Here is a 26202-nt window from a genome sequence, read left to right on the forward strand (position 1 = left end):
AGCCTGCACGGATGCCCCTGCTCGACCGCCTCCCCCGCCGGCTGCGCGCCCTCCCGGTCACCGTCGCCTACCGGACCGAGACAGCGGTGCGGGACGGGCTGGCCCGCTGGGCGACCGGGCGGGGGTGGACCACCGCGGTGATCCCCTACTCCGGGTATGCCGGTCCGCACCACGCCCGGGTGCTGGGCCGGGTGGTTCTGGCACCCGCCTCGGTGGACCCGGGGGCCCGGCGCGGGGTCCCGGGGTGGCGACGCCTCCTGACCCTGGAGCGGCCCCGGGTCGAGGCGCGCGTCGAGCTCGACGGGGTCACCACCACGGTCGCCAGCGACGAGGCGGGCATCGTCGACGCCCGTCTCCCGCTGGCGGGGCCGGTGGCGCCGGGCACGGAGACGGCCTGGCTGCAGGTGGGTGACCGGGAGCCGGTCGGCGCACGGGTCCACGTGGCCCCGGCGGCGCCTGTGCGCGGGGTGGTGTGCGACATCGACGACACCGTCTGGGTCACCGGGGTGGCCCACCCGCTGAGGGCGGCCTGGCGCACGCTGCGCGGCACCAGCACGACGAGACGCTCGGTCCCGGGGATGGCGCGGTTGCTGCAGGCCGGTGTGGAGGGGCAGCCCCCGGTGGTGGTGTACCTGAGCAACGGCCCGTGGAACCTGGTGGGCCCGGTGTCCCGTTTCCTGGAGCGGCACGGCTTCCCGGCCGGGGCGGTCCTGATGACCGACTGGGGGATCACCCCGCGACGGTGGTTCCGCGACGGACGGGAGCACAAGGCGTCCTCACTGGCCCGGTTGGCGGAGGACCTGCCCGAGGTGACGTGGGTCCTGGTCGGTGACGACGGGGAGCACGACCCGGACCTCTACCGGGAGTTCGCCCGGTCCCACCCCGGCCGGGTCGCCGCGATCGCGCTGCGCCAGATCCTGCCGCACCGCCCGACCGACGCCGCCGACGCCGCCGTGTCCCCCGACGGGCCGCCGGTGCTGCTGGGCGCCGACGGCGACGTCCTGCTGCCGTTGCTGCGTGAGGTGCTGCAGGGTCACGCGCGCTGATCCGTTCACCCTCCACGGTGCCCCCGGCGGGAGTACGGTCGGCAGTGCTGGTCGCCACCCGCCGCCTCACCGAAGAGGAACCGCCATGAGCACCCCGGACAGCACCGAGCCCGTACGCCCCGAGCACACCTCCGGGGCCGACCGTCCCGGCGAGGACGCCCCCAAGAGCCCCGGCCCGCCGCCCGGATCGGTGCCCGGCAACCCAGGTCCCGGCACCGGCCCGGACGCCGACCCTGCGCCGGGGACCACGCCCGGGCAGGACCCGTCGGAGGAGCCGAAGGGCCCGGGGCCGCACGACGAGGCCGTCTGAGAGGCCGTCCATGGCACGTGGTCGGAAACCGAAAAAGAAGTTCCAATCCACATTCCTGGTCGGTGACGAATACGGTGTGCAAGCCCTGTGAATGATTGGGGTCACATCGCCTGATGGTGCGCACCGACGCGTGCTATAGGTCCGATCAGAAGGTAGTTCCGATGAATCTGTCCTCGAAGCTCTTGTCCGTCCCCGCCGCTGCCGCCGCCGTGCTGCTGCTGGCCGCCGGTCCCGCCCTCGCCTCCACCACCGGTTCCGGCGAGGCCATGGCCGACCTGCAGCCGGTCCCCCTCAACGACGCTCCGGGCTCCGGCTCGGCGATGCTCGAGCTGGACGGCACCACCCTGAACTTCACCCTGGCCTACCAGGGCCTGCTGGCGGACGCCCCGCACGCAGCGCACATCCACTACGCCGGCGACGCCCGCAACATGTGCCCCACCGCCGACGACGACGCCGACGGTGACGGCTTCCTGAGCACGACCGACGGTGGCCCCGCCTACGGTGGCATCAAGGTCTCGCTGACCACCGAGGGTGACACCAGCCCGGACTCCGGTCTGGCGATCGACCGTTTCGGTGTCGGTGACGACGTGAGCTACTCCCGCGGTGGCGTCGAGGTCGACCAGGAGACGGCCGACGCGCTGTGGGACGGCGAGGCAGTGGTCGTCGTGCACGGTGTCGACCACGACGGCAGCGGCGCCTACGACGAGGGTGACCGCGGTGCGTCCGACCTGGACCCCTCGCTGCCCGGTGAGGCCACCGACCCCGCCCTGTGCGGCGTCGTCCAGGTCTCCCAGATGGGTGAGGTGCCCGGTGGTGGCGTCGAGACCGGTGAGGCCGCTGTCGGCGGCCAGAACCTGGCGCTCGCCGCGGCCGGTGGTGTCGCCCTCGCCGGTGGCGCGCTGATCCTGGCCCGTCGTCGCAACGCCGACCAGAGCTGATCGAGAACAGCTGATGACCGAGGACGTCGGGCAGCCGGGCACGCACCGCGCTGCCCGACGTCGCGGTCCGGTCCTCCCCACGGTGGCGGCGCTCGCGCTGCTGCTGGGGGGAGGGACCGCGGTGGCGTTCGGGATCTCCGGACCCGGCCCCACCACCGCCCCCCCGACGCTGGCTGACAGCGCCGTGCGGACCTCCGGCGCGGACTCCCCCGACACCGGGGCCACGAGGACGTCCCTGCCGACACCCGGGCCCACCGCGACCGAAGCGCCCGACGACACCGTGCAGACCCCGGCGCCGGACGCCCTCGAGGAGCCCACCGACTCCGCGCAGGAGCCCCCCGGCGAGGACGCCGAGGAGGCTGCCCCGGTGCATGCCCCGGTCTCGGTGTCGATCCCCGCGATCGGCGTGAGCTCCGACCTGCTGCACCTGGGCCTGAACCCGGAGGGCGCCCTGGCCGTCCCCGAGGGCGACGACTTCGACACCGCCGCCTGGTACGACGGCTCACCCCGGCCCGGCCAGACCGGCCCGGCCGTGCTCCTGGGCCACGTCAGCAGCGCGGCCCGCGGCCCCTCCGTCTTCTTCGACCTCGCCGCGCTCACCGTCGGTGACACGGTGGAGGTCACCCGCGCCGACGGGACCGTCGCCACCTTCGAGATCTACGACCTGCAGCAGTTCCCCAAGGACTCCTTCCCCACCGCCGCCGTCTACGGCAACACCCCGGGCCCCGAGCTGCGCCTCATCACCTGCGCCGGCACCATCGCCGAGAGCACCGGTCACTACACCGACAACGTCATCGTCTTCGCCCGCGAGGCGTGAGCCGTGGCCCTGTCGCCGCTGGAGCGAACCCTCCCCGCCGAGGGTCGCGAACAGGCCGCCGCGGGCACGGACGGGGAACAGGCCGCCGCGGGCACGGACGGGCCTGACCGGTCCGGTCCGGCGCCGGTGCGCCGGCACCCGTCCGCGCCAGGTGTCCTCCTCGCCGGGACGGGCGTCGTGCTGGCTGCTGTGCTGGTCTCTGCCCTGGTCGTGGGCGGAGGCGCCCCGAGCCCGTCCCCCGAGGGCCTGCCGGACGCGGGCTCAGTCACCGGGTGGGGCCTGCCGGTGGCCCATCTCCTGGTCCGCCTGCTCGCGGTGCTCACCGTGGGGCAGCTGGTCTTCGCCGCGCTGCTCGCGTCCTCCTCCTCGGTCAGAGCGTCGGCCCCTCCGGTCGGAGCGTCGGCCGGGATGCTGCGGGCGCTGCGCGGCACCACCTGGACCGCCGCGGGCTGGCTGGCCGCCGAGCTCGTGTCCCTGGTGCTCACCGCGAGCACCGTCTACGGGGTCCCCGTCGCACGGCTGTCCACCCAGGCCGTGCTGGCCCTGGCGACCGAGCTCCCGGTCGGGCGCGCCACCCTGTGGGTCGCGATCCTGCTGGTCCTGGTGGCCACAGGTAGCGCCTGGCTCGCCCGACGGTCCTCCGGCGGGGTCCGGGCCGGTGCCAGGGTGCTCCTGGTCGCGGCGCTGGCTGCCGTCACCGTCCCGGGGGTCCTGGCCGGCCACTCCGCCGCGGCCGGCAACCACGTCCCCGCCGTGGTCGCCCTGACCGTGCACGTCCTCACCGCGAGCCTGTGGGTCGGCGGGTTGGTCGCCCTGCTGCTGCACGGGCGGGACCGGTTCGAGAGCGTGCACGCGGTCCGCCGGTTCAGCGCGCTCGCCCTGGGGTGCCTCACGCTGCTGCTGCTGTCCGGGGTGGTGGCCGCGCTGCTCGTCGCCGGCGTCCCGTCCTGGTCGTGGGTGGGTGAGGGCTGGGCGCAGCTGCTGGCGGTGAAGACCGTGCTGCTGCTGGTCCTGGGGCTGATCGGCTGGCAGCACCGCCGCTCCACCCTGCCCGCGCTCGCTGCCGGACGGGCGTGGACGTTCGTGCGGCTCGGGGTCGTCGAGGTCGCGCTGATGGCGGCGACCATCACCGTGTCCGTGGCCCTGGGGGCCTCGGCGGCACCGACACCGCCGACGACCGGCAGCAGCACCTCGACCGGCGGCAGCACTTCGGTGGCCCCCGCGCCGCAAGGGAGCGACCCCGAGGACGCACCCGAGCAGGGAGCCGCTCGGGAGGGCGTCGAGGTGGCCCCGACCGAGGACGACGACCCGGGCGGGGCGGGTTCCGAGCAGGACGCCCCGGTCGAGGACATGAGCGGGCACGACCACGGGGACCTCTCGGTCGCCGTGCTGATCGACGGCGAACGCTTCCACGTGGCCAGCACCGTGCGGCCGGGCCAGTCGGTGACCGTCTACAACAGCAGCGACGACGCGGCGACCATCACCTCGCCGGACGCCGAGGGCGGCACCATCTTCGACGTGGAGGTGCCCGCCCGCACCTTCATCACCTTCCCGGCCCCGGAGGCGGAGGGCGACTACGACTTCGTCAGCAGTCCCGGGGGAGCCGTGGCCGACGGTTTCGCCGACACCCTCCCGGTGCGCGCCGCCCCCTGAGCCCGCCGGGGCGGGGGCCGCACGCACCGGTGGGGCGAACCCCTCAGTCCGCCAGCGGCGTCACGTAGGCGGAGCTGATCCCGCCGTCCACCAGGAACTCGCTGGCGGTGATGAAGGAGGCGTCGTCACTGGCCAGGAACGCCACCGCGGCGGCCATCTCGTGCGGCTCCGCGAAGCGGCCCATCGGCACGTGGACCAGCCTGCGCTGGGCCCGCTCGGGGTCGGAGGCGAAGAGCTCGGTGAGCAGGGGGGTGTTGACCGGGCCGGGGCAGAGCGCGTTGATCCGTACCCCCTTGCGGGCGAACTCCACCCCCAGCTCGCGGGACATCGACAGCACCCCGCCCTTGGACGCCGAGTAGGAGATCTGGGACGTCGCGGCACCCATCACCGCCACGAACGAGGCGGTGTTGATGATCGAGCCGCGCCCCTGCTCGACCATGTAGGGAATGACCGCCTTGCAGCAGAGGTAGACGCTGGTGAGGTTCACCTCCTGCACCCGTCGCCACGCCTCCAGCCCGGTCTCCAGGATCGAGCCGTCCTCGGGCGGGGAGATGCCCGCGTTGTTGAAGGCGATGTCCACCGAGCCGTACGTCTCGTGGGTGAGGGCGAACAGCCGGTCCACCTGCTCGGGGTCGGTCACGTCGGTCCGCACGAACATCCCGCCGAGGGACTGCGCCACCGGTGCCCCGGTGGCCTCGTCGCAGATGTCGGCGAGCACCACGGTGGCGCCCTCGGCCGCGAGCCGTCGCGCGCTGGCCAGCCCGATCCCGCTCACGCCGCCGGTGACGACGGCCACCCGCCCGGCCAGCCGCTGGGTGAGGTCCTGGGTCATGTCTGCTTCCTCCTGGTGTGTGGGGGTCACTCGCCGGTGGCGATGAAGATGGTCTTGGTCTCGGTGAACGCGTCCAGCGCGTGCGGGCCGAGCTCCCGGCCCAGCCCGGACTGCTTGAAGCCGCCGAAGGGGGTGTTGTAGCGGACCGCGGACATGCTGTTCACGGCCAGGTTGCCGGCCTCCAGGCCACGGGCCACCCGCAGGGCTCGGCCTACGTCTCGAGTCCAGATGGAGCCGGACAGGCCGTAGTCCGTGTCGTTGGCGATCCGCAGCGCGTCGGCCTCGTCGGTGAACGGCAGCACCGAGATCACCGGGCCGAAGATCTCCTCGGTGAAGGCGGGGTCGTGCTCGGAGGTGGTCCGCAGCACCGTCGGCGCCTGCCAGAAGCCGGGCCCGGTGGGGGCGCTGCCCCGGATGAGCACGTCCGCGCCGTCGACGTAGCCCGCCACCCGGTCCCGCTGCGCCGCCGAGATGAGCGGGCCCATACCGGTGCCCTCGTCCGCCGGGTCACCGCAGACGAAACCCTGCACGGCCGGCTCCAGGCGGGCCAGGAAGTCGTCCAGCACGTCGGCCTGGACCAGCAGCCGGGACCGGGCACAGCAGTCCTGACCGGCGTTGTCGAAGGCGCCACCGGGGGTCGCCGCGGCGGCCGCGTCCAGGTCCGCGTCGGCGAAGACGATGTTCGCGTTCTTGCCGCCGAGCTCCAGGGTCACCCGCTTCACCTGCTCGGCGCAGCCGGCCATCACCCGCTTGCCGATCGCGGTCGAGCCGGTGAAGACGACCTTGCGGACCAGGGGGTGGGTGACGAAGCGTTCGCCGACCACCGACCCCTGCCCGGGCAGCACCTGCAGCACGCCCTCCGGGATCCCCGCCTCCAGGGCCAGCTCGGCCAGCCGCAGCGCCGTCAGCGGGGTCAGCTCGGCGGGTTTGAGGACGACGGTGTTGCCTGCGGCCAGCGCCGGACCGAACGCCCAGCCGGCGATCGGCATCGGGAAGTTCCACGGCACGATCACCCCGATGACCCCCAGCGGCTCGGCGACGGTCATCGCGATGCCGCCGTCGACCGGGATGGTCTCGCCGCCCGGCCGCTCGGGGGCCCCGGCGTAGTAGTTCAGCACGTCCCGCACGTTGCCCGCCTCCCACCGGGCGTTGCCGACGGCGTGCCCGGCGTTGCGGACCTCCAGCTGGGCCAGCTCCTCGACGTGCTCGTCGACGACCGCGGCGAAACGCCGCAGCAGCCGCGCCCGGTCGGCCGGGCTCGTCCGGCGCCAGGGCCCGAGCGCCCGAGCGGAGGCCTCGATCACCCGGTCCGTCTCGGCCACGTCGGCCAGCTCCAGCCGGGTGATGACCTCCTCGGTCGCGGGGTTCAGGACGTCGGTGCTGCTCATGGGTGCGCGTTCTCCTTGCTCAGGGGGTCGGTGCGGTGGTCGGTGCGGGTCTCGGCCCGTCGTCGGGCCTCGGCGGTCAGGGCTAGGAAGAGCCGTCGGTCGGCAGGGTTCTCCTCGGGGTGGAACTGCACCCCGAGGGCCCACCCGCCGGTCTCCGGCTCCAGGGCCTGCACCACCCCGTCGGCGGAGCGGGCGGTCACCCGGAGGCCGTCGGCGACCCGGTCGACCCCCTGGTGGTGGTAGCAGGGGGAGGCGGCCTCCGCTCCGAGCACGGTGGCGATCCGGGAGCCCGGCTCGGTGCGGAAGCTCACCTCGCCGAAGACGCCCGGGTCCGGCTGGTATGCCGTGTGCCCCAGCTGCTCCGGCAGGTGCTGGTGCAGGGTGCCGCCGAGGGCGACGTTGAGCACCTGCACCCCGCGGCAGATCGCCAGCAGCGGGACCCGTGCCTGCAGGGCAGCCCGGGCCAGTGCCAGCTCAGGGGCGTCCCGCACCGGTTCGGGGGCGGTGCTCGGGTGCGGGGCCTGGCCGTACTGCGCGGCGTCGACGTCGGCCCCGCCGATGAGCACGAGCCCGTCCAGCACGTCCAGCACGCCGGGGTCCAGACCCGTCGGCGGCAGCAGCAGGGGGGTGCCCCCGGCGGCGGCCACCGCCTCCACGTAGACGGCGGGCACGATCGCGGCCGGGCGTCGCCAGACACCCCAGGCCGCCTCCTTGTAGTAGGTGGTCAGCCCGATCCGAGGAGCTCGCGTCACAGCCGCTCGAACCCCCGGCGCAGCTCCCAGTCGGTGACCGCGGCGTCGAACGCGGTGATCTCGACGTCGGCACAGTTGAGGTAGTGGTCCACCACGTCCTGGCCGAAGGCGGACCGGGCGACCTCGGAGGCGGCGAAGAGGTCACGGGCCTCGCGCAGCGTGTGCGGCACCAGCGGTGCGTCCGACTCGTAGGCGTTGCCCTGCATCATCGGCTCCAGCTCGAGCTGCTGCTCGATGCCGTGCAGGCCGCCGGCCATCATCGCCGCGACCGCCAGGTAGGGGTTGGTGTCACCGCCGGGCACCCGGTTCTCCATCCGGGCGCCTGCGCCCTCGCCGACCAGGCGCACCGAGCAGGTCCGGTTGTCGGTGCCCCAGGCGACGGCGGTGGGCGCGAACGACCCCTGCGCGAAGCGCTTGTAGGAGTTGATGTTGGGGGCGTAGAAGAGGGTGAACTCGCGCAGGGTGGCGAGCACGCCGGCGATGAACTGGTCGTAGACCGGGGTCCGGGCGCCGTCCTCCCAGAAGACGGTGCTGCCGTCCAGCCCGCGCAGCGACAGGTGGATGTGGCAGGAGTTGCCCTCGCGCTGGTTGGGCTTGGCCATGAAGGTGAGCGACTGCCCGGCCTGGGCGGCGATCATCTTCGCGCCGGTCTTGTAGACGCTGTGGTTGTCGCAGGTCGTCATCACGTCGTCGAAGAGGAAGCCGATCTCGTGCTGGCCGAAGTTGCACTCGCCCTTGGCCGACTCGACGGTCATCCCGGCCTTCCACATGTCCGAGCGGATCCGGCGCAGCAGCGGCTCGACCCGGCCGGAGCCGACGATCGAGTAGTCGACGTTGTACTGGTTCGCGGGGGTGAGACCGGCATACCCCTTGGTCCAGGCCTCCTCGTAGGAGTCGGTGTAGACCACGAACTCCAGCTCGGTCCCGGCCACCGCCGACCAGCCGTGCGACGCGGCTCGCTCCACCTGGGAGGCGAGCATCGAGCGGGGCGACATCGGGACCGGTGAACCGTCGGGCAGGGACAGGTCGCACTGCACCATGACGGTGCGCTCCAGCCACGGGACGAGCCGGATGGTGTCCAGGTCGAGGGCGAACTCCATGTCGCCGTAGCCGGCCTCCCAGGAGCTGATCGCGTAGCCGTCCACGGTGTTCATGTCGGTGTCGACGGCGAGCAGGTAGTTGCAGCCCTCGATGCCGTCGCCGAGGGCGTGCTCGACGAAGTAGGGGGCGTGCAGGTACTTGCCCTGCAGGCGGCCCTGCATGTCGGTGAAGGCGACGACGACGGTCTCGATGCTCTCGTCGGCGACGCCGGCGCGGAGCTGGTCGACGGTGAGCATCCGGTCGCTGCGGGGGTGGGTCATCGCAGGCCTCCCTCGGCCTCGGTCAGCTGGTCGAACTCTTCCTCGGGGGCGCTGGCGACCAGGTGGTGCCGGCTGTAGAACCAGAAGTAGGCGACGAAGGCGACGAAGACCACCGCGGTGATCCCGGCCGCCAACGGGTCCACGAAGAACGTCGCGACGACGGCGACCAGGCTGAGCACCAGGGCGGTGCCGGTGGTGGCGACGCCGCCGGGGGTGCGGTAGCCGCGCTCGAGGTCGGGCTCACGACGGCGCAGCACGATGTGCGAGAGGTTGAGCAGCACGTAGGACACGGTGGCGCCAAAGACCGCGATGTTGATGAGCAGCGCTCCGTTCTGGGTGACGGCGGCGAGCAGGAAGCCGATGGTGCCGGGGACCAGCAGGGCCACCCACGGGGTCTTCCGGCTGCCGGTCAGGGACAGGAAGCGCGGCAGGTAGCCGGCCCGGGAGAGCGCGAACAGCTGGCGGGAGTAGGCGTAGATGATCGAGAAGAAGCTGGCGACCAGGCCGGCCAGGCCCGCGTAGTTGACGAAGCCCGCCAGCCACGAGTCGCCGCCGAGCACCGCGCGCAGCGCCTCGGGCAAGGGGTTGTCGGAGGTGCGGACCGCCTCGGCCCCGGCCGAACCGGGGACCAGCAGCAGCATCAGGGCGGCGAAGACGAGGAGCACGCCCATCGCGACGATGATCCCGCGGGGCATGTCCCGCTTGGGGTCCGCGGTCTCCTCGGCGGCCAGCGGCACGCCCTCCACGGCCAGGAAGAACCAGATGCCGTAGACCAGCGCGGCCAGCGCCCCGGCGAAGCCGTAGGGCAGGAAGCTGCTGGCCCCGGCGGCGTCGCTCACCGCGATGTCGAAGAGGTTGGCGGTGTCGAAGTGCGGGGCCAGGCCGACGACCGTGACGATCAGGGCGACGACGGCGATGGCGGTGATCGCGAACATGATCTTCAGCGCCTCACCCACGCCCCAGACGTGCAGCCCGATGAAGATCAGGTAGGCGACCAGGTAGACCGGCCAGGAGTTGGTCAGCCCGAACAGGCCCAGGGCCTCCACGTAGCCACCGATGAAGACGGCGATCGCGGCGGGGGCGACGGCATACTCGATGAGGACGGCGACACCGGTGGCGTAGCCGCCCAGAGGTCCGAGGGCGCGGCGCGCGAAGCCGTAGCCGGCGCCTGCGGTGGGCAGCGTCGAGGACATCTCGGCGAGCCCGAAGACCATGCAGGTGTACATCACGCCCATCAGCACGGTGGCGATCAGCAGGCCGCCCCAGCCGCCCTCGTCCAGCCCGAAGTTCCAGCCGGCGAAGTCGCCGGAGATGACATAGCTGACGCCCAGGCCGGCCAGCAGCACCCAGCCGGCGGCGCCCTTCTTCAGCTGCCGGTGCTGGTGGTAGTCGTCGGTGACCTGGGTGTAGTCGACCCTGCGCTGTGCCATGGGATGCCTTCCTGGACTCAATGGATCACAGTTGGTCCATTGACCGGTGGTGCGAGTCTGCTCCCGGGGGAGGTGCGGCGTCAAGGGACGGCATACCGTGTCGCCCATGGAGCAGCCAGAGGCGCCGCGGGTGCAGCCGGTGCGCGGGGGCAACGTCTTCGAGGAGACGATGGAGCACCTGCTGCGGCTGCTGCGCCTCGGGGTCTTCCCACCCGGCGCGAAGCTTCCGGCCGAGCGAGAGCTGGCGGAGTCGCTGCGGGTGTCCCGCACGACGCTGCGGGAGGCACTCGGCGAGCTGCAGGAGGCCGGCTACGTCAGCGTCCGCCGGGGCAGGTACGGCGGCACCTACGTCTCGGAGTCGCCGCCGGCACCGGGGAGCAGGCGGGGGAAGGCCCTGGACGCCGCCGAGGTGGAGGACCTGCTCACGCTGCGCCGCATCGTCGAACCCGCCGCGGCGGAGCTGGCCGCGGCGCGGGACCTGGACGAGGGGGAAAGGTCGCTGCTGGCCACCGCGGCCCGGGAGTGCGCCGACGCCGGCCTGCAGCAGTACCGGCCCTTCGACGCCCGGCTGCACCTGGCGCTCGCCGAGCTGAGCGGGTCACCGAGCCTGGCCGCCGTGGTGGCCGACGCGCGGGACCGGGTCAACGGGATGCTCGACCGGATCCCGTTGCTGGGCCCGAACCTGGCGCACTCGACCCGCCAGCACGAGGCGATCGTCGAGGCGGTCCTGGCGGGTAGGCCTGAGGTGGCCCGGCAGGCGATGCTCGACCACCTGCAGGGCACCGACTCGCTGCTCCGGGGCTTCCTGGCCTGACCTGTCGTCCGCGACCGTTCGTTCGTGCCACGGCAGGAGAACCGACGGTCGGAGGAGGCGGCCCTCCCACGGCATACCCACCGCGGTGGCTGGGTGTCGCCCTGGCTACCCGTACCGACCGCGGTGCTCAGGGACCCGCAACTCACCGCGGTGGCTACGGGCTGCCCTGGCCACCCCTACCGACCGCGGTGGCCCAAGCAGGGCAGGTATGCCGTCGCGACAGCCCCCCGGGTCAGTCCCGGTAGCGCGGCCGACGCTGCGGCCGCTGCCGGCTGAACTCGCCACCCTGGCGGCCGCCGAACGGACGGCCGTGGTCGGCATACTCGTCGCGCACGTAGACCAGCCGCTGGCTGCCGCAGTCGATGCGCGCGCCGGTCCGCAGCACCAGGCCGTCGACCGCCTGCTCCCCGGCCACCGTGGCGGGCGACGGGGTGAGGGCGAAGAGGTGGTACTCGTCGGTGGCGGGGTCGCGGCGGACCTCGGCGTGATGAGGTTCCAGGCCGGCGACGACCAGGTCGCTCTCCGGGTCGGAGCCGATCGTGGTGGTGCCGCGGCGCAGGTGCAACGTCTGCTGCGGCGCCCCGAGCTCCGGGCCGGGCGGCAGGTGGAAGAGCAGCCGGGGGTCACCGCCGCCGAGGGGGTCGTGCGTGGTGCGGACCCGGCGTCGACGGGCCGCGACCAGCGTCGGTGCCAGCGGCCACAGCGTCGGCGGCGGGGTGAGTGCCGCCAGGCCGGGTCCCTGCGCGCGTCGTCCTGCCCGCAGCAGTCGCAGCGCCGCCCGCCGGTCCCGGACCGCGATGTGCGGGGACCCGGTGAGGGTCCGGTCCACCAGGCCGGCCTTCACCGCTCCGAGGGAGACGACTGGCCCGCCCGGCCCGACGACCGTGATCGTCAGCCCGGCGTCCGCGGCGAAGGTGGCGACGTCCGAGGCGACGTCGGTCGCCGCCCGCCAGGAGATGCCCAGCGGGATCCGGTCCAGCTGGTCGAGGTCCACCTCGAGGTGGGTCCCCGAGCCCGTCACCCTGGCTTGCAGGGGGGCAGCGGCACCGTCCTCCGCCGGCGGTGTGATGGTCAGGCGCAGGTCCGCCTCGACCCTGATCTGCTGGGCCATCTGCGTGCCTCAGCCGGCGTCGAGGGTGGAGTCCTCGGTGGTGATCCGCAGCGTCCCGTCCAGCTTCCAGGTGGCGCGCGGCGCCTCGGGGCCGGTGTCACGGGGGACCTCGACGGTCATGTCCACGAAGCTGTAGTTGATCGCGGCGCCGTGCCCGGTGAGGTAGTCCCACATCTCCTTGCCGAGGTCGGTCCACGACACGGTCTCGCCGGTGCTGCCGGTCATCTGTCCCTGGTGCTCGCTCATGCTGACTCCTTCGTCCTTGGTGGTCGTCCAACGTTTGTCACGACTCTTCGGAGTATGCGCCGGGTCCCGACAGGCGGCAACCGCAAGGAATTCTCCGCCTGGATTCGGACACGTTCTCCACAGACTTTGCACAAACTGTGGACACGCTGAATCCGGACGGGCGTCGGCGTACGTAGTGAGGGGTAGAGGGCGGAACCCGTCCGCCCCGTCCGACAAGGAGCACCCCATGCGGAAGTTCACCTCCACCACGGCAGTCGCCCTGCTCGCCGGCGCCAGCGCCGTCGCGATGGCCGCCCCGGCGCAGGCCGACGAGCACGAGTCGACGGTCTCCGTGCTGCACGGCGTTCCCGGTCTGACCGTCGACGTCTACGTCGACGGCGAGGAGCTGATCCCCGACTTCGAGCCCGGCACCCTCACCGACCCGATGATGCTCCCGACCGGCACCTACGACATTGACGTCTACGCCGACGGCGACGACCCGGAGAGCGCTGAGCCGGCCATCTCCGCCGCGGGCCTCGAGGTACCGGGCGGCGCGAACCTCACCCTCGCCGCGCACCTCGGTGAGGACGGCACCCCGATGCTGTCCGCCTTCGTCAACGACACCTCCACCCTGGAGGCCGGCCAGACGCGGCTCACCGTGCGGCACGCAGCCGCCGCCCCCGCCGTGGACGTCCGCGCCGGCGGCAGCCCCGTCATCGAGGGCCTCACCAACCCCAACGAGGAGGTCCTGAACCTGGACGCCGGCACCGTGACCGCCGACGTCACCCTGGCCGGCACCGAGGACGTCGTGCTCGGCCCGGCCGACCTGGACCTCACCGAGGGCACCAACACGATCGTGTATGCCTGGGGCTCGGCCGAGGACGGCACCCTCGACCTGGCGGTGCAGACCATCGACGGGCTGCACGGCGACCCGGGTGGCGTCCCCTCCGGCCAGGGTGGCCTGGCGGGTGGCGAGACCGCTCTCGTGGTGCTCCTGATGGCCGGCGCTGCCGGCGCGGTGTTCGCCGGCAGCCGCCTGGTCCGCTCGTCGTCGGTCGCCTGACCGCCCCATTCCGGTCACCTGACGACTTGACGCGGACCCAGCCCCGCCGCAGCCGGTTCAGCCCGGCTGCGGCGGTGGCCTGCCTGCTCAGCCTCCTCGTGGCGGGGCTGGCCCTGTGGGGGCTGCTACGCGACCCGGTCCCGGCGCTCGCCGACTTCGACCGAGAGGGTGTCCCGGTCACCGCTCCCGCCGACCCCGCCGCCTCGACCCAGCCACCAGAGCCCACCCGTGGGTCGGATCCGGCCGCCGAGCCCGCCGCGGACCCGACCTCCGAGCCCACCGCAGGGCGGGCCCCCTCAGCCCTGGACAGGCCGGCCACCCGCCCCGCCTCACTGGAGGCCTCGACCGCTGCGAAGGCACCTCCCGCACCGGTGCGCCTGCGCGTCCCCGCCCTCGGTCTGGACGTCCCGTTGGACGCGGTCGGCGTCGCCCCCGACGGCCAGATGGAGGTCCCCGAGGACGCCGACGTGGCCGGCTGGTACAAGTTCGGTGCACGTCCGGCCGACGACACGGGGTCGGTCGTCGTGGCCGGTCACGTCGACGACCGTGAGGGGCCCGGGGCCTTCCTCGCGCTGACCCGGGCCCAGGAGGGTGAGGAGGTCGTCGTCGAGCTCGAGGACGGGTCCGAGCTGTCCTACACGGTGACCGCCCGGACGACCACCGACAAGAAGGAGCTCCCTGTCGATGACCTCTTCGACCGTGACGGTCCGCCCCGGCTCCAGCTCATCACCTGCACCGGGGACTGGTCGGCCAGCACGGGCCGCTACACCGACAACCTCGTCCTCACCGCGACCCCGGCACTATGAGGCGGGCGGACCGGCTGCGCGACCTGCTGCGCCGGGCCGGACACGTCGAGGCCACGCCACGGGAGCAGGTCTGGCGGGGCATCCGCTCCCGGATCGACGCTCAGACCGGGCGGCGCAGCAGCAGCTGGTCCACACCCATGCGACCGACCTCGAACGTCCAGGCGCCTCCGGCGAGGTAGAGCTCCCAGACCCGGGTCACCTCCTCGCCGACCAGGGCCACCACCTCGTCGCGACGCTCCGCCATCCGCCGCTCCCACGAGCGGACCGTCCACGCGTAGTGCTCGCGCAGCGCCTGCACCCCGCGCAGCTCCAGGCCGCCCTTCTCCAACAGCCCGATGGTGTCCCCGACCGGGCGCATCGACATGTCGGGCGCGATGAACGACTCGATGAACGGCCCTCCACCAGGGTTCTTGCCGGGCCGGCTCATCTGCTGCACCAGCACGTGCGCCCCCGGCGCGGCGAGCCGGTGCAGGGTGCGTGCGTACAGCGGGTAGTTGCGATCCCCGACGTGCTCACCCATCTCGATCGAGGCGATCGCGTCGAAGCCGGACTCGGGCACCTCCCGGTAGTCCTGCAGCCGCACCTCCACCCGGTCTGCCACGCCCTGCTCGAGCGCCCGGGCCTGCACGAAGGCCTGCTGCTCACGGCTGATGGTCACCGCCAGCACCTTCGCCCCGTGCTCGCGTGCGGCGTGCAGCGTCAGCGACCCCCAGCCGCAGCCGACGTCAACGAAGCGCTGCTCACGCCGGGTGTGCAGGCCGAGCTTGGTGCAGACCAGCTCCAGCTTGTCGAACTGCGCCTGCTCCAGGGTGTAGGCCTCGTCCTCGGCGCCCCGCAGCAGGTCGGCGCCCGCGTGGGTCACGTACCCGCAGGAGTAGGCCATCTGCCGGTCGAGGATGAGCTCGTAGAAGTCGTTGGACAGGTCGTAGTGGTGGCTGATCGCGGTGCGGTCCCGGAGCAGGCTGTGCAGCCGTCCGGTGACCACCGCCTGCGAGGCGGGCAGGGCGGGCCGGCCGCGCAGCAGCCCCAGCTCCCGGACCAGCAGCCCCAGCCCGGCCACCGCCCTGGCCCGTGCGGCCACCCCCGCGGAGGGCCGCCGGGAGGCCAGCTCCTCGCGCACCTGTCGCAGCGCGTCGCCGACGTCCCCCTCCACGTCGATCTCACCGGTGACGAAGGCCTGCGCCGCACCCAGCTCACCGGGGGACCACAGCAGCCGGCGCAGCGCGTCCGGCGAACGCAGGTGCACGGTCGGGGCGGAGTCCGGGTCGGCCCCGGCCCGGGAGCCGTCCCAGGCCACCAGGTGCACGGGCAGCGGGCCGCCGGCCAACGGCAGCAGCAGGTCGTTCAGGCGCGGGGCCACGGGGGTCGACATGGCGCCGACCCTACCCAGGCAGCCTGTCGGCACGCCGTGTGCCCGACCACCGCGGGCCAGCCCACGTCCGGGCCTCCACCTAGGCTGTCCCCATGACGGCAGCCCACGTCCCGGACGACGAGCAGATCGTCCGTGGCTGGGTGGACGGTGGCGCGGAGGCGCTGGAGCAGGCATACCGTCGGTGGGGGTCGCTGGTGCACGGGCTGGCCCGCCGGGCCGTCGGTCCGCACGACGCCGAGGACGTCACCCAGCAGGTGTTCGTCTCGGCGTGGCGCGGCCGGGAGAGCTACGACCCCGCGTCCGGGCCGCTGGGGGCCTGGCTGGTCGGGATCACCCGACGTCGGATCGCGGACCTGCTGCGGTCCCGGCACCGGCACGTGGAGGTGGTCACGGACCGGGAGGACCTGCCCGACCGCGGTTCCTGGTCCGAGGCCGACATCGACGACCTGATCACCATCTACGAGGAGCTGGAACGCATCGGTGAGCCACAGCGGGGCATCATCCTGCTCGCCTACGTCGAGGGACTCACCCAGCGTGAGATCGCCGAACGGCTGGGGCTGCCGCTGGGCACCGTCAAGACCCATACGAACCGAACCCTGTCTCGGCTCCGAACACTCCTCGGAGGTGCGCGATGACCGATCCGCATGGCACGACCCGCCCGGAGGGCGGAGAGGACTCGCGGGCCCCGCGGTTGCTGGGGCGGGCCGGCGAGGTCGAGAGCGCGCCCGCACCCTCGGTCTGGGACCGTATCCGCACCGAGCTGGACGAGGACGACCCCGGGAGGGACCGTGCATCCGCGGGCCCTTCGCCCACCTCGACCCCCGGTGCGACCCCACCCCCCTCGAGGGCGGGATCGTCCCGGCGCGCCTGGCCGTTGCTCGCCGCCGCGGCTGTCGGCGCCCTGCTGACCTGGGCCGGCGCAGCCCTGCTCGGCGACGACGACACCGGCTCCGGGGAACTGATCGCCAGCGGGACGCTTCAGCCGCTGCCGGAGGCCGGGACCGGCTCGCAGGGTGAGGCCGAGGTGGTCACCGTGGACGGCCACCAGCGGCTACGGGTCGAGCTGGACACGGTCCCGGACGCCGACGGCGGCTACCTCGAGGTCTGGCTGCTGCGCCCCGACGTCAGCGGCATGGTCACCCTCGGCGTGCTGACCGACGAGGTGGGCGAGTTCGACCTGCCCGCCGGTGTGGACCTCGGCGACTACCCGGTGGTCGACATCTCCCGGGAACGGGTCGACGGGGACCCCACGCACGGTGGCGACAGCCTGGTGCGCGGCCAGCTGGAGGGTGCCTCCGCAGGACACCTCCCGGGCGACGACCTAGAGTGAACAGTCCTTGTGCAGCCGGTCCGGGCGCCCTCCGGGAACCCGCGGCTGCCGACCGCGAGAGGGAGCCCCGATGACCCAGCAGCACAGCAGCCCGTCCGACCCGCCGCACGTCACCTCCGACCCGGAGGCGGTCGCGAAGGCGCACCGGATCATGTCCGACATGGACATCGCGATGCTCACCACCATCGACTCCGGCTCCGCCGACGGACGGCTCACCAGCCGCCCGCTGAGCACCCAGGTGCACGAGGAGGACGGGGACGTCCTCTTCCTGGTCCGGGCCAGCAGCGCGGTGGCCGACGACGTGCGTGCCCACCCGCAGGTCAACGTCGCCTACTCCTCCACCAAGGCGTGGGTCTCGCTGGCCGGTGACGCCAGCCTGGTGACCGACCGGGCGCTGGTCGAGCGGCTCTGGAGCAAGGGCGCGGACCTCTTCATGGAGGGTGGGCCGGAGAACCCCGACAACGTGGTGCTCAAGGTCAGCGGCGACACCGTCACCTACTGGGGCGGGGAGTCGCTGGTCGGCACCGCGCTCGGCACCCTCAAGGCCATCACCGGCCGCGGCGACAGCTCCGAGGGCGGCTCCGGACCGACGGTCGTGGACCTGCCGTGAACCCGCTGCGCGACCGGGTGCTGGTGACCCTGGCCGCGGTCCTCTGGGTCGGCGGCACCCTGGTCGGCACCGGCCTGGTCGGGGGTGGCGGCGTCGCCTCCCAGGGGGACGGGCTGTTCTCGGACAGCGCCACCCTGATCGCGCCGCAGGGCCCGGCCTTCTCCATCTGGTCGGTGATCTACCTCGGCCTGGCCGGGTACGTCCTGTGGCAGTGGCTGCCGGGGACGACGGACTCCACCTGGGCCCGGGTGACCCGGCGCCCGGCCGCCGCCGCCATCGCCCTCAACGGGCTGTGGCTGCTGGTCGTCTTCGCCGGCTGGGTGGGGCTGTCGGTGCTGGTGATGGGCGGCATCGTGCTCTCCCTGGGCCTGCTGCTGCGCCGCACCGCCGGGCTGCCGAGGGCCGGCTGGGCCGCCGACGTCTGGGTGAGCGCCACCTTCGGTCTCTACCTGGGGTGGATCTGCGTGGCGACCTGCGCCAACATCGCCTCCTGGCTGGTCGGCCTCGGGGTGCCCGCCACCACCACCGGCTCCGCCGTGGCCACCGTCGCGGTCCTCGCGGTGGTCGTCGTCATCGCCGCCCTGCTGCTGCGGCGCACCGACCAGACCGCCTTCCGGCTGGGCCTGGTCGCCGCCGTCGTCTGGGGCACCGGCTGGGTCGCCGCCGGACGCCTGAGCGGGGACCCGCGCTCCGACCTCGTCGGGTATGCCGCCGCGGCCACCGCGGTCGCGGTCGCCCTGCTCGGCCTGGCGTCGCTGCGCGCGCCGCGTTCCACCGTCGCCACCTGAGGTCGCCCCATCCGGGATCCGCACCTGCTCCGAACACCCTCCGCACCGACGCACCGGTGGGACCCTCCCACCGGCGCCGCCGAAGGAGGAGCCCATGAGCAGCGACGACCGTCCGAGCGCAGCCGTCGTCGGTGGCGGGATCGCGGGGCTGGTCGCGGCATACCTGCTCCGGCACAGCCATCGGGTCACGCTGCTGGAGGCCGACGAGCGGCTCGGTGGGCACGCCGACACTCATGACGTGACCGCGCCTGACGGCACCGCGCTGCAGGTCGACTCCGGTTTCATCGTGCACAACGACCGCACCTACCCGGTGCTGCTGCGGCTCTTCGGGGAGCTGGAGGTGCCGACCCGGCCAACCGAGATGTCGATGTCGATCACCTGCGACGAGTGCGGGCTGTCGTTCGCCGGAGGGCGCGGGGTCGGCGGGCTGCTCGCGCAGCCGACCCGGCTGCTCGACCGCCGCTACCGTCGCCTGCTGCGCCAGGTGCCACGCTTCCACCGGGCCGGCCTGGCCGAGCTGGCCCGGGCCGACGCCGGCGACACCACCGGGGACGCGCTCACCTGGGGAGGCTTCCTGGAGCGCGGGGGCTTCGACGACTACTTCGTCCGGCACTACGCGGTGCCGCTGGTCTCCTGCGTCTGGTCCTCCGGCCACGAGGACGCCCGCGCCTACCCGGTCCGGCACCTGCTGCGCTTCCTCCAGCACCACGGGATGCTCTCGGTCGGGGGCTCGCCCAGCTGGCGCACCGTCGCCGGTGGCTCCCGCGCCTACGTGCAGCGGGTCGAGGCGGCCCTGCGGGAGGCGGGCGGCGAGGTCGTGCTGGGGGCCCCCGCGACCCGGGTCGTCCGGGACCCCGACGGGGTCGAGGTCACCACCTCGGGCCCGGCCGGGGAGCTCACCCGCCGGGTCGACGCCGTCGTGCTGGCCACCCACGCCGACGTCGCCGCCGGCCTGCTCGCCGACCCGAGCCCGCAGGAGGCGGCCGACCTGGCCGCGGTCACCTACTCGCAGAACCCCACGGTGCTGCACACCGACGCCGGGGTGCTGCCGGACCGGGGCCGGGCCCGCGCCTCGTGGAACTACCGGCTCTCCAACTGCGACCGGGACGACGACGAGGTGCTGGTCTCGTACTGGATGAACCGCCTGCACCGGCTGCCGGAGGTGGGTGCCGAGTACGTCGTCACCCTCAACCCGCGGGGGCGGGTGGCGGACTCCTCCGTCATCGCGCGCCGTCAGTACGCTCATCCGGTGTTCACCCACGCCGCGGTCGAGGCCGCCGCCCGGCTGCGCGGGGCGGGCGGTCCCCGGTTGGCGTTCGCCGGGGCGCACCTGGGCTGGGGCTTCCACGAGGACGGTGCCCGCTCCGGTGCCGAGGCGGCGGGTCGCCTCGGGGGCGGCTGGTGAGCGGGCCGGCCCTCGAGCCACCACCGGTGCCCGCGCTGGTCGTGGGCGGCGTCGCGCACACCCGGCACCGCCCGGTGGCGCACGCGTTCCGCTACCGCACCTACCAGTGGCTGGTCGACGTGGACGCGTTGCCGCAGCACCGGTGGCCCCTCAGCTGGGTCAGCGGGTTCCGGTCCGCCGACCACCTGGACGGAGGGCGGCTCGGCGGCGGGCTGCGCGGCGACCTGGGCCGCTTCCTGGACCACCGCGGGCTGCGGCTCGACCCGCACGACCGGGTGCTGATGCTCGCGCACGCCCGGGTCCTGGGCTACGTCTTCGACCCACTCACCGTCTTCTGGGTCCTGGACCCCCAGGACCGGCTGCGGGCCGTGGTGCTCGAGGTGCACAACACCTACGGCGAGCGGCACGGCTACCTGCTCGACCCCGACGACCGGGGCCGGGCGCAGGTGGACAAGGTGTTCTACGTCTCGCCGTTCAACGACACCTCCGGGCGGTATGCCGTCTCGCTCACCCTCACCGCCGGCCGGGTCGCCTGCTCGGTCGGCCTGGACCGCGAGGGGGAGCGGGTGCTGACCGCGGTGACCGAGGGCGTCCCCCGGCCCGCCACCGGACGCGCGGTCCTCGGTGCCGTGCTCCGGCACGGCCCGGTGCCGCAGCTGGTGACCCTGCTGATCCGGCTGCACGGCGTCCGCCTCTGGCGACGGCTGCCGCTGCAGCCCCGACGCCCCCACCCGAAGGAGGCCGTGCGTTGAGCGCGCCCGCACCCGCACCCTTGACCCCCCGCTCCGACGTGCTCGGCCGGGCCCGCGCGGCGGCTGCCCGGCGGGTGCTGGACGCCGTGGCCCGTCGCGTCGACGTGGACCTGGTGGTCGACGGTCGGGCCACCGGCCATCCGGCCGGTCGTCCAGGGACTGCCGACGACCGGCCCCGGATCGTCGTGCACCGGCCGGACGCCTTCTACCGCCGGCTCGGCACCCACCCCAAGCTGGCGATCGGGGAGGGCTACACCGAGGGGGAGTGGGCGCCGGCTCCCGGGCACGACCTGGCCGAGGTGCTGCTCCCCTTCGCCGAACGTCTGGACGACGCCGTCCCCGAGCCGCTGCGATCGCTGCGCGGGCTCACCGACACCCCGCTGCCGGCGGCGCTGCGCAACACGTTGACCGGGGCACGGCGCAACATCGAGGCGCACTACGACCTGTCCAACGAGATGTTCGCGTCCTTCCTCGACCCGTCGATGACCTACTCCAGCGCCCTCTTCGAGGAGGGCCGCCCGCTGGCCGGGCAGAACCTCCAGGAGGCTCAGCTGCGCAAGGTGGACGCCGCCCTGGACCGGGCCGGGGTCGGCACCGGGACCCGGCTGCTCGAGGTGGGCACCGGCTGGGGGACCCTGGCGCTGCGTGCGGCGCAGCGCGGGGCCTCCGTGGTCACCGTCACCCTCTCCCGGGAACAGGCCGCGCTGGCCGAGAAACGACTGGCCGAGGCCGGGCTGGCGGACCGGGTCGACGTGCGGCTGCAGGACTACCGCGAGGTCGAGGGCGAGTTCGACGCGATCGTCTCGATCGAGATGGTCGAGGCGGTCGGTGAGGAGTTCTGGCCCACCTACTTCGCGACCCTGGACGCCCGGCTGGGTCCCGGTGGCAGCGCCGTGGTGCAGGCGATCACCATGCCTCACGAGCGCTACCGGGCCACCCGGCGCTCGTTCGGCTGGATCCAGAAGTACATCTTCCCCGGCGGGGTGCTGCCCAGCGTGGACGCGATCGAGCGCACCTGCACCCGGCACACCGGGCTGCGGGTGCGGGACGTGCACACCTTCGGGCAGCACTACGCGGAGACGCTGCGCCGGTGGCGCCTCGCCTTCGCCGACGCCGTCACGGGCGGGCAGGTGCGCGAGCTGGGCTTCGACGAGCGGTTCCAGCGCATCTGGGAGTTCTACCTCGCCTACTGCCAGGCCGGCTTCACCGCCGGGGCGATCGACGTCGGCCAGATCGTGCTCAACCGCCCGGCCCGCGGCCCGGTCGCGGCCGGCTGAGCCGCTTGTCCAACCTTCGTTTCAGGTAGCAGGATGGTCCCGGGTGCGCCAGAGTAGGTCAGCGTGAACCCGGTCTCCGAGCTCAACGCCTTTCTGCGTGCCGCGCTCGTGACCCCGGTCCCCCGTGACCACCGGGACCCCCCGGCCGTGCTGCGCCGACGACGGATCGTCACCGTCCTCACCCTGCTGGTGGGGGCGGCGCTGCTCGGCTGGTCGCTGCGGTTGGAGCCCGGAAACCCGTACTTCTACCTGGGCACCACCGCGCTGGCCGCCGCCTGGGTGGTGGGTGCCCTGCTCTCCGGGCCGCTCTACCTGGGCCGCGGGCACACCCGGCGCGGGACCTCCTACGCCCGCCCGATCGTGCAGTCGTTCGCCCTCGGGCTGCTGCTGCTGGCCATCTTCCTGGCGGGGGCGCTGCTGATGGTGCGGGTGCCGAGCCTGGCCGGGCCGGTGAACGAGCTGCTCGACCACGCCCGCTTCGCCTCGCTGCCGCTGGTGCTGCTGATCACCGCCGTCAACGGGGTGGCCGAGGAGCTCTTCTTCCGTGGCGCGCTCTACGCCGCCATCCCGCAACGGTGGACGGTGCTCGCCACCACCGGGGTGTATGCCCTCACCACCGTCGTCTCGGGCGTCCTCATGCTCGTCTTCGCCGCCCTGGTCATCGGTCTCGTGTGCGGCCTGCAACGCCGGGTCACCGGCGGTATCCTGGGACCGGCCATCACGCACGTGACCTGGTCCGGCGGCATGCTCCTGCTCCTCCCACCCCTTCTGCAGATCGTGAGCTGACATGTCCACCACCCATGTTCTCGTCACCGGTGCCACCGGCTACATCGGCGGACTGATGGTGCCCCGCCTGCTCGAGGCCGGGCATACCGTCCGCGTGCTCACCCGCTCCGCGGACAAGCTGCCCGCCGAGTGGAAGGACCGGGTCGAGGTGTGCGAGGGGAACGCCACCGAGCGCGCCGACCTGGACCGGGCCCTGGCCGACATCGGACTGGCCTACTACCTCATCCACTCGATGGACGGCTCCGGCGACTTCGTCGAGCGCGACCGTCGGCTGGCCGCCGACTTCGGCTCGGCCGCCAAGGACGCCGGGGTGGGCCGGATCGTCTACCTGTCCGGGCTGCACCCCGAGGGCCCGCTGTCCAAGCACCTCGCCTCCCGGGTCGAGGTGGGCGAGCTGCTGATGGCCTCCGGGGTCCCGACCGCGGTGCTGCAGGCGGCCACCGTGATCGGCGACGGGTCGGCCAGCTTCGAGATGCTGCGCCACCTCACCCGCCGGCTGCCGATCATGGTGGCCCCCAAGTGGCTGAAGAACAAGATCCAGCCGGTCGGGATCGAGGACGTCCTGTACTACCTGGTGGCGGCGGCGGAGCTGCCCCCGGAGGTGAACCGGACCTTCGACATCGGCGGCCCGGACGTGCTCACCTACAAGGAGATGATGCTGAGCTTCGCCCGGGAGACCGGGCTCGGGCACCGGGTCATCTTCACCGTCCCGGTGCTGACGCCGTGGCTGGCCAGCCACTGGATCGGCCTGGTCACCCCGGTGGACGCCGGGGTCGCCAAACCGCTGGTCGGCTCGCTGGTCCACGAGGTGATCTGCCGGGAGCGCGACCTCGACGAGATGGTGGGCGCCCCGCCCGGCGGTCCGACCCCCTACCGGGACGCCGTACGGGCGGCGGTGAGCCCGGGATGAGCACTAAGATCGAGTCGATGATCCGCTTCGAGAGCGTCACCAAGAGGTATGCCGACGGCACGGTCGCGGTCGACGACCTGTCCCTGGAGGTGCCGCAGGGAGGGATCACCGTCCTGGTCGGTCCCTCGGGCTGCGGCAAGACCACCAGCCTGCGGATGATCAACCGGATGGTCGAGCCCACCGAGGGCCGCATCCTGATCAAGGGTGAGGACATCGCCGCGCGCAAGCCGGCCCAGCTGCGCCGCTCCATCGGCTACGTCATCCAGCACGCCGGGCTGTTCCCGCACCGCACCGTGCTGGCCAACGTGATGACCGTCCCCAAGCTCATCGGCTGGGACACCGCCCGTGCCCGCAGCGCGGCGATGGAGGCGATCGAGAAGGTCGGGCTCACGCAGGGCCAGGCCTCCCGCTACCCCGGCCAGCTCTCCGGCGGCCAGCAGCAGCGGGTGGGCGTGGCCCGGGCGCTGGCCAGCGACCCGGACGTGGTCCTGATGGACGAGCCGTTCAGCGCGGTCGACCCGCTCGTCCGGGGAGAGCTGCAGTCCGAGGTGCGCCGGCTCCAGCAGGAGCTCGGGCTGACCGCGGTGCTGGTCACCCACGACATCGACGAGGCGCTGCTGCTCGGCGACCACGTCGCCGTGCTGCGCCAGGGCGGCCGGCTGGCCCAGCTGGCGACCCCCGCCGAGCTCCTCGCCGACCCGGCCGACGACTTCGTCGCCAGCTTCGTCGGCAAGGACCGCGGCTACCGGGCCCTCGGCTTCGCCGACGCCCGGGTCGAGCCCCGCCCCGAGCCCACCGTGCGGCTCGGCGAGCAGGTGCAGGCGGGAGCGGGCTGGGTGCTGGTCGTCGACGAGACCGACGGACCCCTGGGCTGGGTCGAGGCGAACGGCCACGGCGGCTCCGTCACCGAGGACCGGTTGCACCGGCTCGGCACCCTGGCCGGGCCCTCGGACAGTGCCCGCACGCTGCTGGACGCCGCGCTCTCCTCCCCCTCGCACCGCGGGGTGCTCGTCGAGGAGGGCAGGGTGGTCGGCACCGTCGGGGCCGACCAGGTGCTCGCCGCCGTGGAGGCCACGTGATCGGCGGGGTCGCCTGGTCCACCGTCGGTGAGCTGCTGCTGCGACACATCTACCTGGCCGGGCTGCCGCTGCTGCTCGGGCTGCTGATCAGCCTGCCGCTGGGGTGGCTGGCCACCCGCTACCGCTGGCTGGCACCGCCGATGATCGCCGGCACCGGCCTGCTCTACACGATCCCCTCGCTGGCGCTGTTCATCATGCTGCCGCTGCTGCTCGGGACCACGATCATCTCCGACACCAACGTGCTGGTCGCGATGACGATCTACGCGGTGGCGCTGCTCACCCGGACCGTGGCCGACGCCCTCGCCTCGGTGCCGAGCTCCGTCCGCCAGGCGGCCACCGCCATGGGCTACGGCGAGCTCCGGCGCACCCTGGCCGTCGACCTGCCGCTGGCGGTCCCGGTCATCACGGCCGGGCTGCGGGTGGCGGCGGTGAGCAACGTCTCCATCGTCTCGGTGGCGGCCCTGATCGGGGTCAGCCAGCTGGGTCAGCTCTTCACCGACGGCTTCAACCGCAACGTGATGGGCCCGATCATGGTGGGCATCGGCGCGTGCGTGGTGCTGGCCCTGGCGCTGGACGCTCTGATCGCGCTCGCCTCCCGGGTGCTGACGCCCTGGCAGCGGTCGGAGGCCTCCCGGTGATCGACCTCACCTGGCAGTGGCTCACCGACCCGGAGAACTGGACCGGCCCGGGCGGCGTCCTGGCGCAGAGCGTCACCCACCTGCGGATCTCCCTGGTGGCGCTGCTCGCCGCCGCCCTGGTGGCGGTCCCGGTGGGGCTGTACATCGGGCATACGGGCAAGGGGCGCTGGGTCGCCATCAACGTCGCCGGCGGGTTCCGGGCCATCCCCTCCCTCGGTGTCCTCTTCGTGGCGATCATGCTGCTGCTGCCGCGGCTGCAGGGCGACCTCGCCTACGAGCTGCCGGTCCTGATCGTGCTGGTGCTGCTGGCGGTCCCACCGATCCTGTCCGGCACGTATGCCGGTGTGGAGGCGGTCGACCCCGCCGCCCGGGACGCCGCGCACGGCGTCGGGATGACCGGGGCCCAGGTGCTCTGGCAGGTGGAGGTGCCGGCAGCGCTGCCGCTGCTGCTCTCCGGCGTCCGGTCCGCGATGCTGCAGATCGTGGCCACCGCCACCATCGCCGCCGTCGTCGGGATCGGCGGCCTCGGCCGCTTCCTCATCGACGGCCAGGCGTCCCGGCAGTACGAGGTCATGGCCGGGGGTGCCATCGCGGTCGCCGCGCTGGCGCTGACGGTCGACCTGGTGCTCGCCGGCGTCCAACGTCTCGTCGTCTCCCCCGGGCTCGTCGAGTCCCGCCACCACTGAACCGCACCCACCACACCCATCAC

The 26202-nt window shown here is 73.3% G+C and carries 28 protein-coding genes; 20 read left to right on the forward strand and 8 right to left on the reverse strand.

Going from position 1 to position 26202, the window contains the following annotated elements:
* Nucleotides 1-11 precede the first annotated feature (11 nt).
* The 5 genes from ACI3EY_RS01720 to ACI3EY_RS01740 all read left to right on the forward strand — a co-directional run bounded on the left by ACI3EY_RS01720 (nt 12) and on the right by ACI3EY_RS01740 (nt 4764).
* Entirely contained in the window at nt 12-1046 is a 1035-nt protein-coding gene (locus ACI3EY_RS01720) for an App1 family protein (protein ID WP_405038559.1), read from the forward strand.
* A gap of 85 nt (nt 1047-1131) precedes the next feature.
* Entirely contained in the window at nt 1132-1356 is a 225-nt protein-coding gene (locus ACI3EY_RS01725) for a hypothetical protein (RefSeq protein WP_405039201.1), read from the forward strand.
* A gap of 161 nt (nt 1357-1517) precedes the next feature.
* A complete protein-coding gene (locus ACI3EY_RS01730) occupies nt 1518-2294 on the forward strand; it encodes a CHRD domain-containing protein (RefSeq protein WP_405038561.1) in 777 nt (258 codons plus the stop codon).
* 13 nt (nt 2295-2307) lie between these two features.
* The gene (locus ACI3EY_RS01735) at nt 2308-3111 is read left to right on the forward strand and encodes a class F sortase (protein ID WP_405039202.1); all 804 of its coding nucleotides are present in this window, start codon (nt 2308-2310) and stop codon (nt 3109-3111) included.
* A 3-nt stretch (nt 3112-3114) separates the two neighbouring features.
* The gene (locus tag ACI3EY_RS01740; RefSeq protein ID WP_405039203.1) at nt 3115-4764 is read left to right on the forward strand and encodes a CopD family protein; all 1650 of its coding nucleotides are present in this window, start codon (nt 3115-3117) and stop codon (nt 4762-4764) included.
* A 43-nt stretch (nt 4765-4807) separates the two neighbouring features.
* On the opposite strand, the gene ACI3EY_RS01745 is transcribed toward ACI3EY_RS01740, so the two are convergent.
* From ACI3EY_RS01745 to eat, 5 genes are read right to left on the reverse strand one after another with little or no spacing between them, the layout of a single operon-like run.
* The gene (locus tag ACI3EY_RS01745; protein WP_405038564.1) at nt 4808-5596 is read right to left on the reverse strand and encodes a 3-oxoacyl-ACP reductase; all 789 of its coding nucleotides are present in this window, start codon (nt 5594-5596) and stop codon (nt 4808-4810) included.
* 26 nt (nt 5597-5622) lie between these two features.
* A complete protein-coding gene (locus ACI3EY_RS01750) occupies nt 5623-6984 on the reverse strand; it encodes an aldehyde dehydrogenase family protein (RefSeq protein WP_405039204.1) in 1362 nt (453 codons plus the stop codon).
* On the reverse strand, nt 6981-7736 hold the full coding sequence (locus ACI3EY_RS01755; RefSeq protein WP_405039205.1) for a gamma-glutamyl-gamma-aminobutyrate hydrolase family protein: 756 nt from the start codon (nt 7734-7736) through the stop codon (nt 6981-6983). The genes ACI3EY_RS01750 and ACI3EY_RS01755 overlap by 4 nt, the downstream gene beginning before the upstream one ends.
* Nucleotides 7733-9097: a glutamine synthetase family protein gene (locus ACI3EY_RS01760; RefSeq protein ID WP_405038567.1), complete on the reverse strand. Its 1365-nt coding sequence runs from the start codon at nt 9095-9097 to the stop codon at nt 7733-7735. Before ACI3EY_RS01760 ends, ACI3EY_RS01755 begins: the two co-directional genes overlap by 4 nt.
* Nucleotides 9094-10527, reverse strand: a complete 1434-nt coding sequence (gene eat / locus ACI3EY_RS01765; RefSeq protein WP_405038568.1) for an ethanolamine permease — start codon at nt 10525-10527, stop codon at nt 9094-9096. Before eat ends, ACI3EY_RS01760 begins: the two co-directional genes overlap by 4 nt.
* A 106-nt stretch (nt 10528-10633) precedes the next feature.
* On the opposite strand from eat, the gene ACI3EY_RS01770 reads away from it, so the two are divergent.
* Nucleotides 10634-11341 (forward strand): FadR/GntR family transcriptional regulator, encoded by a 708-nt coding sequence (locus tag ACI3EY_RS01770; protein ID WP_405039206.1) that lies wholly within the window; start codon nt 10634-10636, stop codon nt 11339-11341.
* 232 nt (nt 11342-11573) lie between these two features.
* Here the strand turns inward: ACI3EY_RS01770 and ACI3EY_RS01775 are convergent, their stop codons facing one another.
* Both ACI3EY_RS01775 and ACI3EY_RS01780 read right to left on the reverse strand, forming a co-directional pair.
* Nucleotides 11574-12452, reverse strand: a complete 879-nt coding sequence (locus ACI3EY_RS01775) for an FHA domain-containing protein (protein WP_405038570.1) — start codon at nt 12450-12452, stop codon at nt 11574-11576.
* Nucleotides 12453-12461: 9 nt separating this feature from the next.
* Complete coding sequence (locus ACI3EY_RS01780; RefSeq protein ID WP_405038571.1) at nt 12462-12698, reverse strand: hypothetical protein; 237 nt, start codon at nt 12696-12698, stop codon at nt 12462-12464.
* Nucleotides 12699-12924: 226 nt separating this feature from the next.
* On the opposite strand from ACI3EY_RS01780, the gene ACI3EY_RS01785 reads away from it, so the two are divergent.
* Entirely contained in the window at nt 12925-13740 is an 816-nt protein-coding gene (locus ACI3EY_RS01785; RefSeq protein WP_405038572.1) for a DUF4397 domain-containing protein, read from the forward strand.
* 26 nt (nt 13741-13766) lie between these two features.
* Nucleotides 13767-14546 carry a class F sortase gene (locus tag ACI3EY_RS01790; RefSeq protein WP_405039207.1) on the forward strand — a complete coding sequence of 260 codons (780 nt, stop codon included), beginning with the start codon at nt 13767-13769 and terminating at the stop codon, nt 14544-14546.
* Nucleotides 14547-14646: 100 nt separating this feature from the next.
* On the opposite strand, the gene ACI3EY_RS01795 is transcribed toward ACI3EY_RS01790, so the two are convergent.
* A complete protein-coding gene (locus tag ACI3EY_RS01795) occupies nt 14647-15918 on the reverse strand; it encodes a class I SAM-dependent methyltransferase (RefSeq protein ID WP_405039208.1) in 1272 nt (423 codons plus the stop codon).
* Between the two features lie 92 nt (nt 15919-16010).
* On the opposite strand from ACI3EY_RS01795, the gene ACI3EY_RS01800 reads away from it, so the two are divergent.
* The 12 genes from ACI3EY_RS01800 (at nt 16011) to ACI3EY_RS01855 (ending at nt 26179) form a co-directional block, all read left to right on the forward strand.
* On the forward strand, nt 16011-16553 hold the full coding sequence (locus ACI3EY_RS01800; protein ID WP_405038575.1) for an RNA polymerase sigma factor: 543 nt from the start codon (nt 16011-16013) through the stop codon (nt 16551-16553).
* Nucleotides 16550-17248, forward strand: a complete 699-nt coding sequence (locus ACI3EY_RS01805) for an anti-sigma factor (protein WP_405038576.1) — start codon at nt 16550-16552, stop codon at nt 17246-17248. Before ACI3EY_RS01800 ends, ACI3EY_RS01805 begins: the two co-directional genes overlap by 4 nt.
* Nucleotides 17249-17318: 70 nt before the next feature.
* Nucleotides 17319-17858 (forward strand): pyridoxamine 5'-phosphate oxidase family protein, encoded by a 540-nt coding sequence (locus tag ACI3EY_RS01810; RefSeq protein ID WP_405038577.1) that lies wholly within the window; start codon nt 17319-17321, stop codon nt 17856-17858.
* Nucleotides 17855-18646, forward strand: a complete 792-nt coding sequence (locus ACI3EY_RS01815) for a tryptophan-rich sensory protein (RefSeq protein ID WP_405038578.1) — start codon at nt 17855-17857, stop codon at nt 18644-18646. The genes ACI3EY_RS01810 and ACI3EY_RS01815 overlap by 4 nt, the downstream gene beginning before the upstream one ends.
* A 94-nt stretch (nt 18647-18740) precedes the next feature.
* The gene (locus tag ACI3EY_RS01820; protein WP_405038579.1) at nt 18741-20051 is read left to right on the forward strand and encodes an NAD(P)/FAD-dependent oxidoreductase; all 1311 of its coding nucleotides are present in this window, start codon (nt 18741-18743) and stop codon (nt 20049-20051) included.
* Nucleotides 20048-20803 carry a DUF1365 domain-containing protein gene (locus tag ACI3EY_RS01825; RefSeq protein ID WP_405038580.1) on the forward strand — a complete coding sequence of 252 codons (756 nt, stop codon included), beginning with the start codon at nt 20048-20050 and terminating at the stop codon, nt 20801-20803. The genes ACI3EY_RS01820 and ACI3EY_RS01825 overlap by 4 nt, the downstream gene beginning before the upstream one ends.
* The gene (locus ACI3EY_RS01830; RefSeq protein WP_405038581.1) at nt 20800-22080 is read left to right on the forward strand and encodes a class I SAM-dependent methyltransferase; all 1281 of its coding nucleotides are present in this window, start codon (nt 20800-20802) and stop codon (nt 22078-22080) included. The genes ACI3EY_RS01825 and ACI3EY_RS01830 overlap by 4 nt, the downstream gene beginning before the upstream one ends.
* 63 nt (nt 22081-22143) lie before the next feature.
* Nucleotides 22144-22866, forward strand: a complete 723-nt coding sequence (locus ACI3EY_RS01835) for a CPBP family intramembrane glutamic endopeptidase (RefSeq protein ID WP_405039209.1) — start codon at nt 22144-22146, stop codon at nt 22864-22866.
* A gap of 1 nt (nt 22867) precedes the next feature.
* On the forward strand, nt 22868-23776 hold the full coding sequence (locus ACI3EY_RS01840) for an NAD(P)H-binding protein (RefSeq protein ID WP_405039210.1): 909 nt from the start codon (nt 22868-22870) through the stop codon (nt 23774-23776).
* A gap of 17 nt (nt 23777-23793) precedes the next feature.
* Nucleotides 23794-24855 carry an ABC transporter ATP-binding protein gene (locus ACI3EY_RS01845; protein ID WP_405039543.1) on the forward strand — a complete coding sequence of 354 codons (1062 nt, stop codon included), beginning with the start codon at nt 23794-23796 and terminating at the stop codon, nt 24853-24855.
* Nucleotides 24852-25493, forward strand: coding sequence for an ABC transporter permease (locus ACI3EY_RS01850; protein WP_405038584.1), 642 nt, complete (start codon nt 24852-24854; stop codon nt 25491-25493). Before ACI3EY_RS01845 ends, ACI3EY_RS01850 begins: the two co-directional genes overlap by 4 nt.
* Nucleotides 25490-26179, forward strand: coding sequence for an ABC transporter permease (locus ACI3EY_RS01855; protein ID WP_405039211.1), 690 nt, complete (start codon nt 25490-25492; stop codon nt 26177-26179). The genes ACI3EY_RS01850 and ACI3EY_RS01855 overlap by 4 nt, the downstream gene beginning before the upstream one ends.
* Nucleotides 26180-26202 lie beyond the last annotated feature (23 nt).

The sequence above is a fragment of the Serinicoccus shuyuelongi genome (assembly GCF_045032955.1).
Classification (GTDB): domain Bacteria; phylum Actinomycetota; class Actinomycetes; order Actinomycetales; family Dermatophilaceae; genus Ornithinicoccus.

Coding starts and splice junctions, on each gene's coding strand:
- ACI3EY_RS01730 (WP_405038561.1), top strand. CDS start 1,518: ATGAATCTGTCCTCGAAGCTCTTGTCCGTCCCCGCCGCTGCCGCCGCC.
- eat (WP_405038568.1), bottom strand. CDS start 10,527: ATGGCACAGCGCAGGGTCGACTACACCCAGGTCACCGACGACTACCAC.
- ACI3EY_RS01725 (WP_405039201.1), top strand. CDS start 1,132: ATGAGCACCCCGGACAGCACCGAGCCCGTACGCCCCGAGCACACCTCC.
- ACI3EY_RS01800 (WP_405038575.1), top strand. CDS start 16,011: ATGACGGCAGCCCACGTCCCGGACGACGAGCAGATCGTCCGTGGCTGG.
- ACI3EY_RS01735 (WP_405039202.1), top strand. CDS start 2,308: ATGACCGAGGACGTCGGGCAGCCGGGCACGCACCGCGCTGCCCGACGT.
- ACI3EY_RS01745 (WP_405038564.1), bottom strand. CDS start 5,596: ATGACCCAGGACCTCACCCAGCGGCTGGCCGGGCGGGTGGCCGTCGTC.
- ACI3EY_RS01720 (WP_405038559.1), top strand. CDS start 12: ATGCCCCTGCTCGACCGCCTCCCCCGCCGGCTGCGCGCCCTCCCGGTC.
- ACI3EY_RS01795 (WP_405039208.1), bottom strand. CDS start 15,918: ATGTCGACCCCCGTGGCCCCGCGCCTGAACGACCTGCTGCTGCCGTTG.
- ACI3EY_RS01840 (WP_405039210.1), top strand. CDS start 22,868: ATGTCCACCACCCATGTTCTCGTCACCGGTGCCACCGGCTACATCGGC.
- ACI3EY_RS01805 (WP_405038576.1), top strand. CDS start 16,550: ATGACCGATCCGCATGGCACGACCCGCCCGGAGGGCGGAGAGGACTCG.
- ACI3EY_RS01810 (WP_405038577.1), top strand. CDS start 17,319: ATGACCCAGCAGCACAGCAGCCCGTCCGACCCGCCGCACGTCACCTCC.
- ACI3EY_RS01770 (WP_405039206.1), top strand. CDS start 10,634: ATGGAGCAGCCAGAGGCGCCGCGGGTGCAGCCGGTGCGCGGGGGCAAC.
- ACI3EY_RS01750 (WP_405039204.1), bottom strand. CDS start 6,984: ATGAGCAGCACCGACGTCCTGAACCCCGCGACCGAGGAGGTCATCACC.
- ACI3EY_RS01845 (WP_405039543.1), top strand. CDS start 23,794: ATGATCCGCTTCGAGAGCGTCACCAAGAGGTATGCCGACGGCACGGTC.
- ACI3EY_RS01760 (WP_405038567.1), bottom strand. CDS start 9,097: ATGACCCACCCCCGCAGCGACCGGATGCTCACCGTCGACCAGCTCCGC.
- ACI3EY_RS01785 (WP_405038572.1), top strand. CDS start 12,925: ATGCGGAAGTTCACCTCCACCACGGCAGTCGCCCTGCTCGCCGGCGCC.
- ACI3EY_RS01820 (WP_405038579.1), top strand. CDS start 18,741: ATGAGCAGCGACGACCGTCCGAGCGCAGCCGTCGTCGGTGGCGGGATC.
- ACI3EY_RS01775 (WP_405038570.1), bottom strand. CDS start 12,452: ATGGCCCAGCAGATCAGGGTCGAGGCGGACCTGCGCCTGACCATCACA.
- ACI3EY_RS01780 (WP_405038571.1), bottom strand. CDS start 12,698: ATGAGCGAGCACCAGGGACAGATGACCGGCAGCACCGGCGAGACCGTG.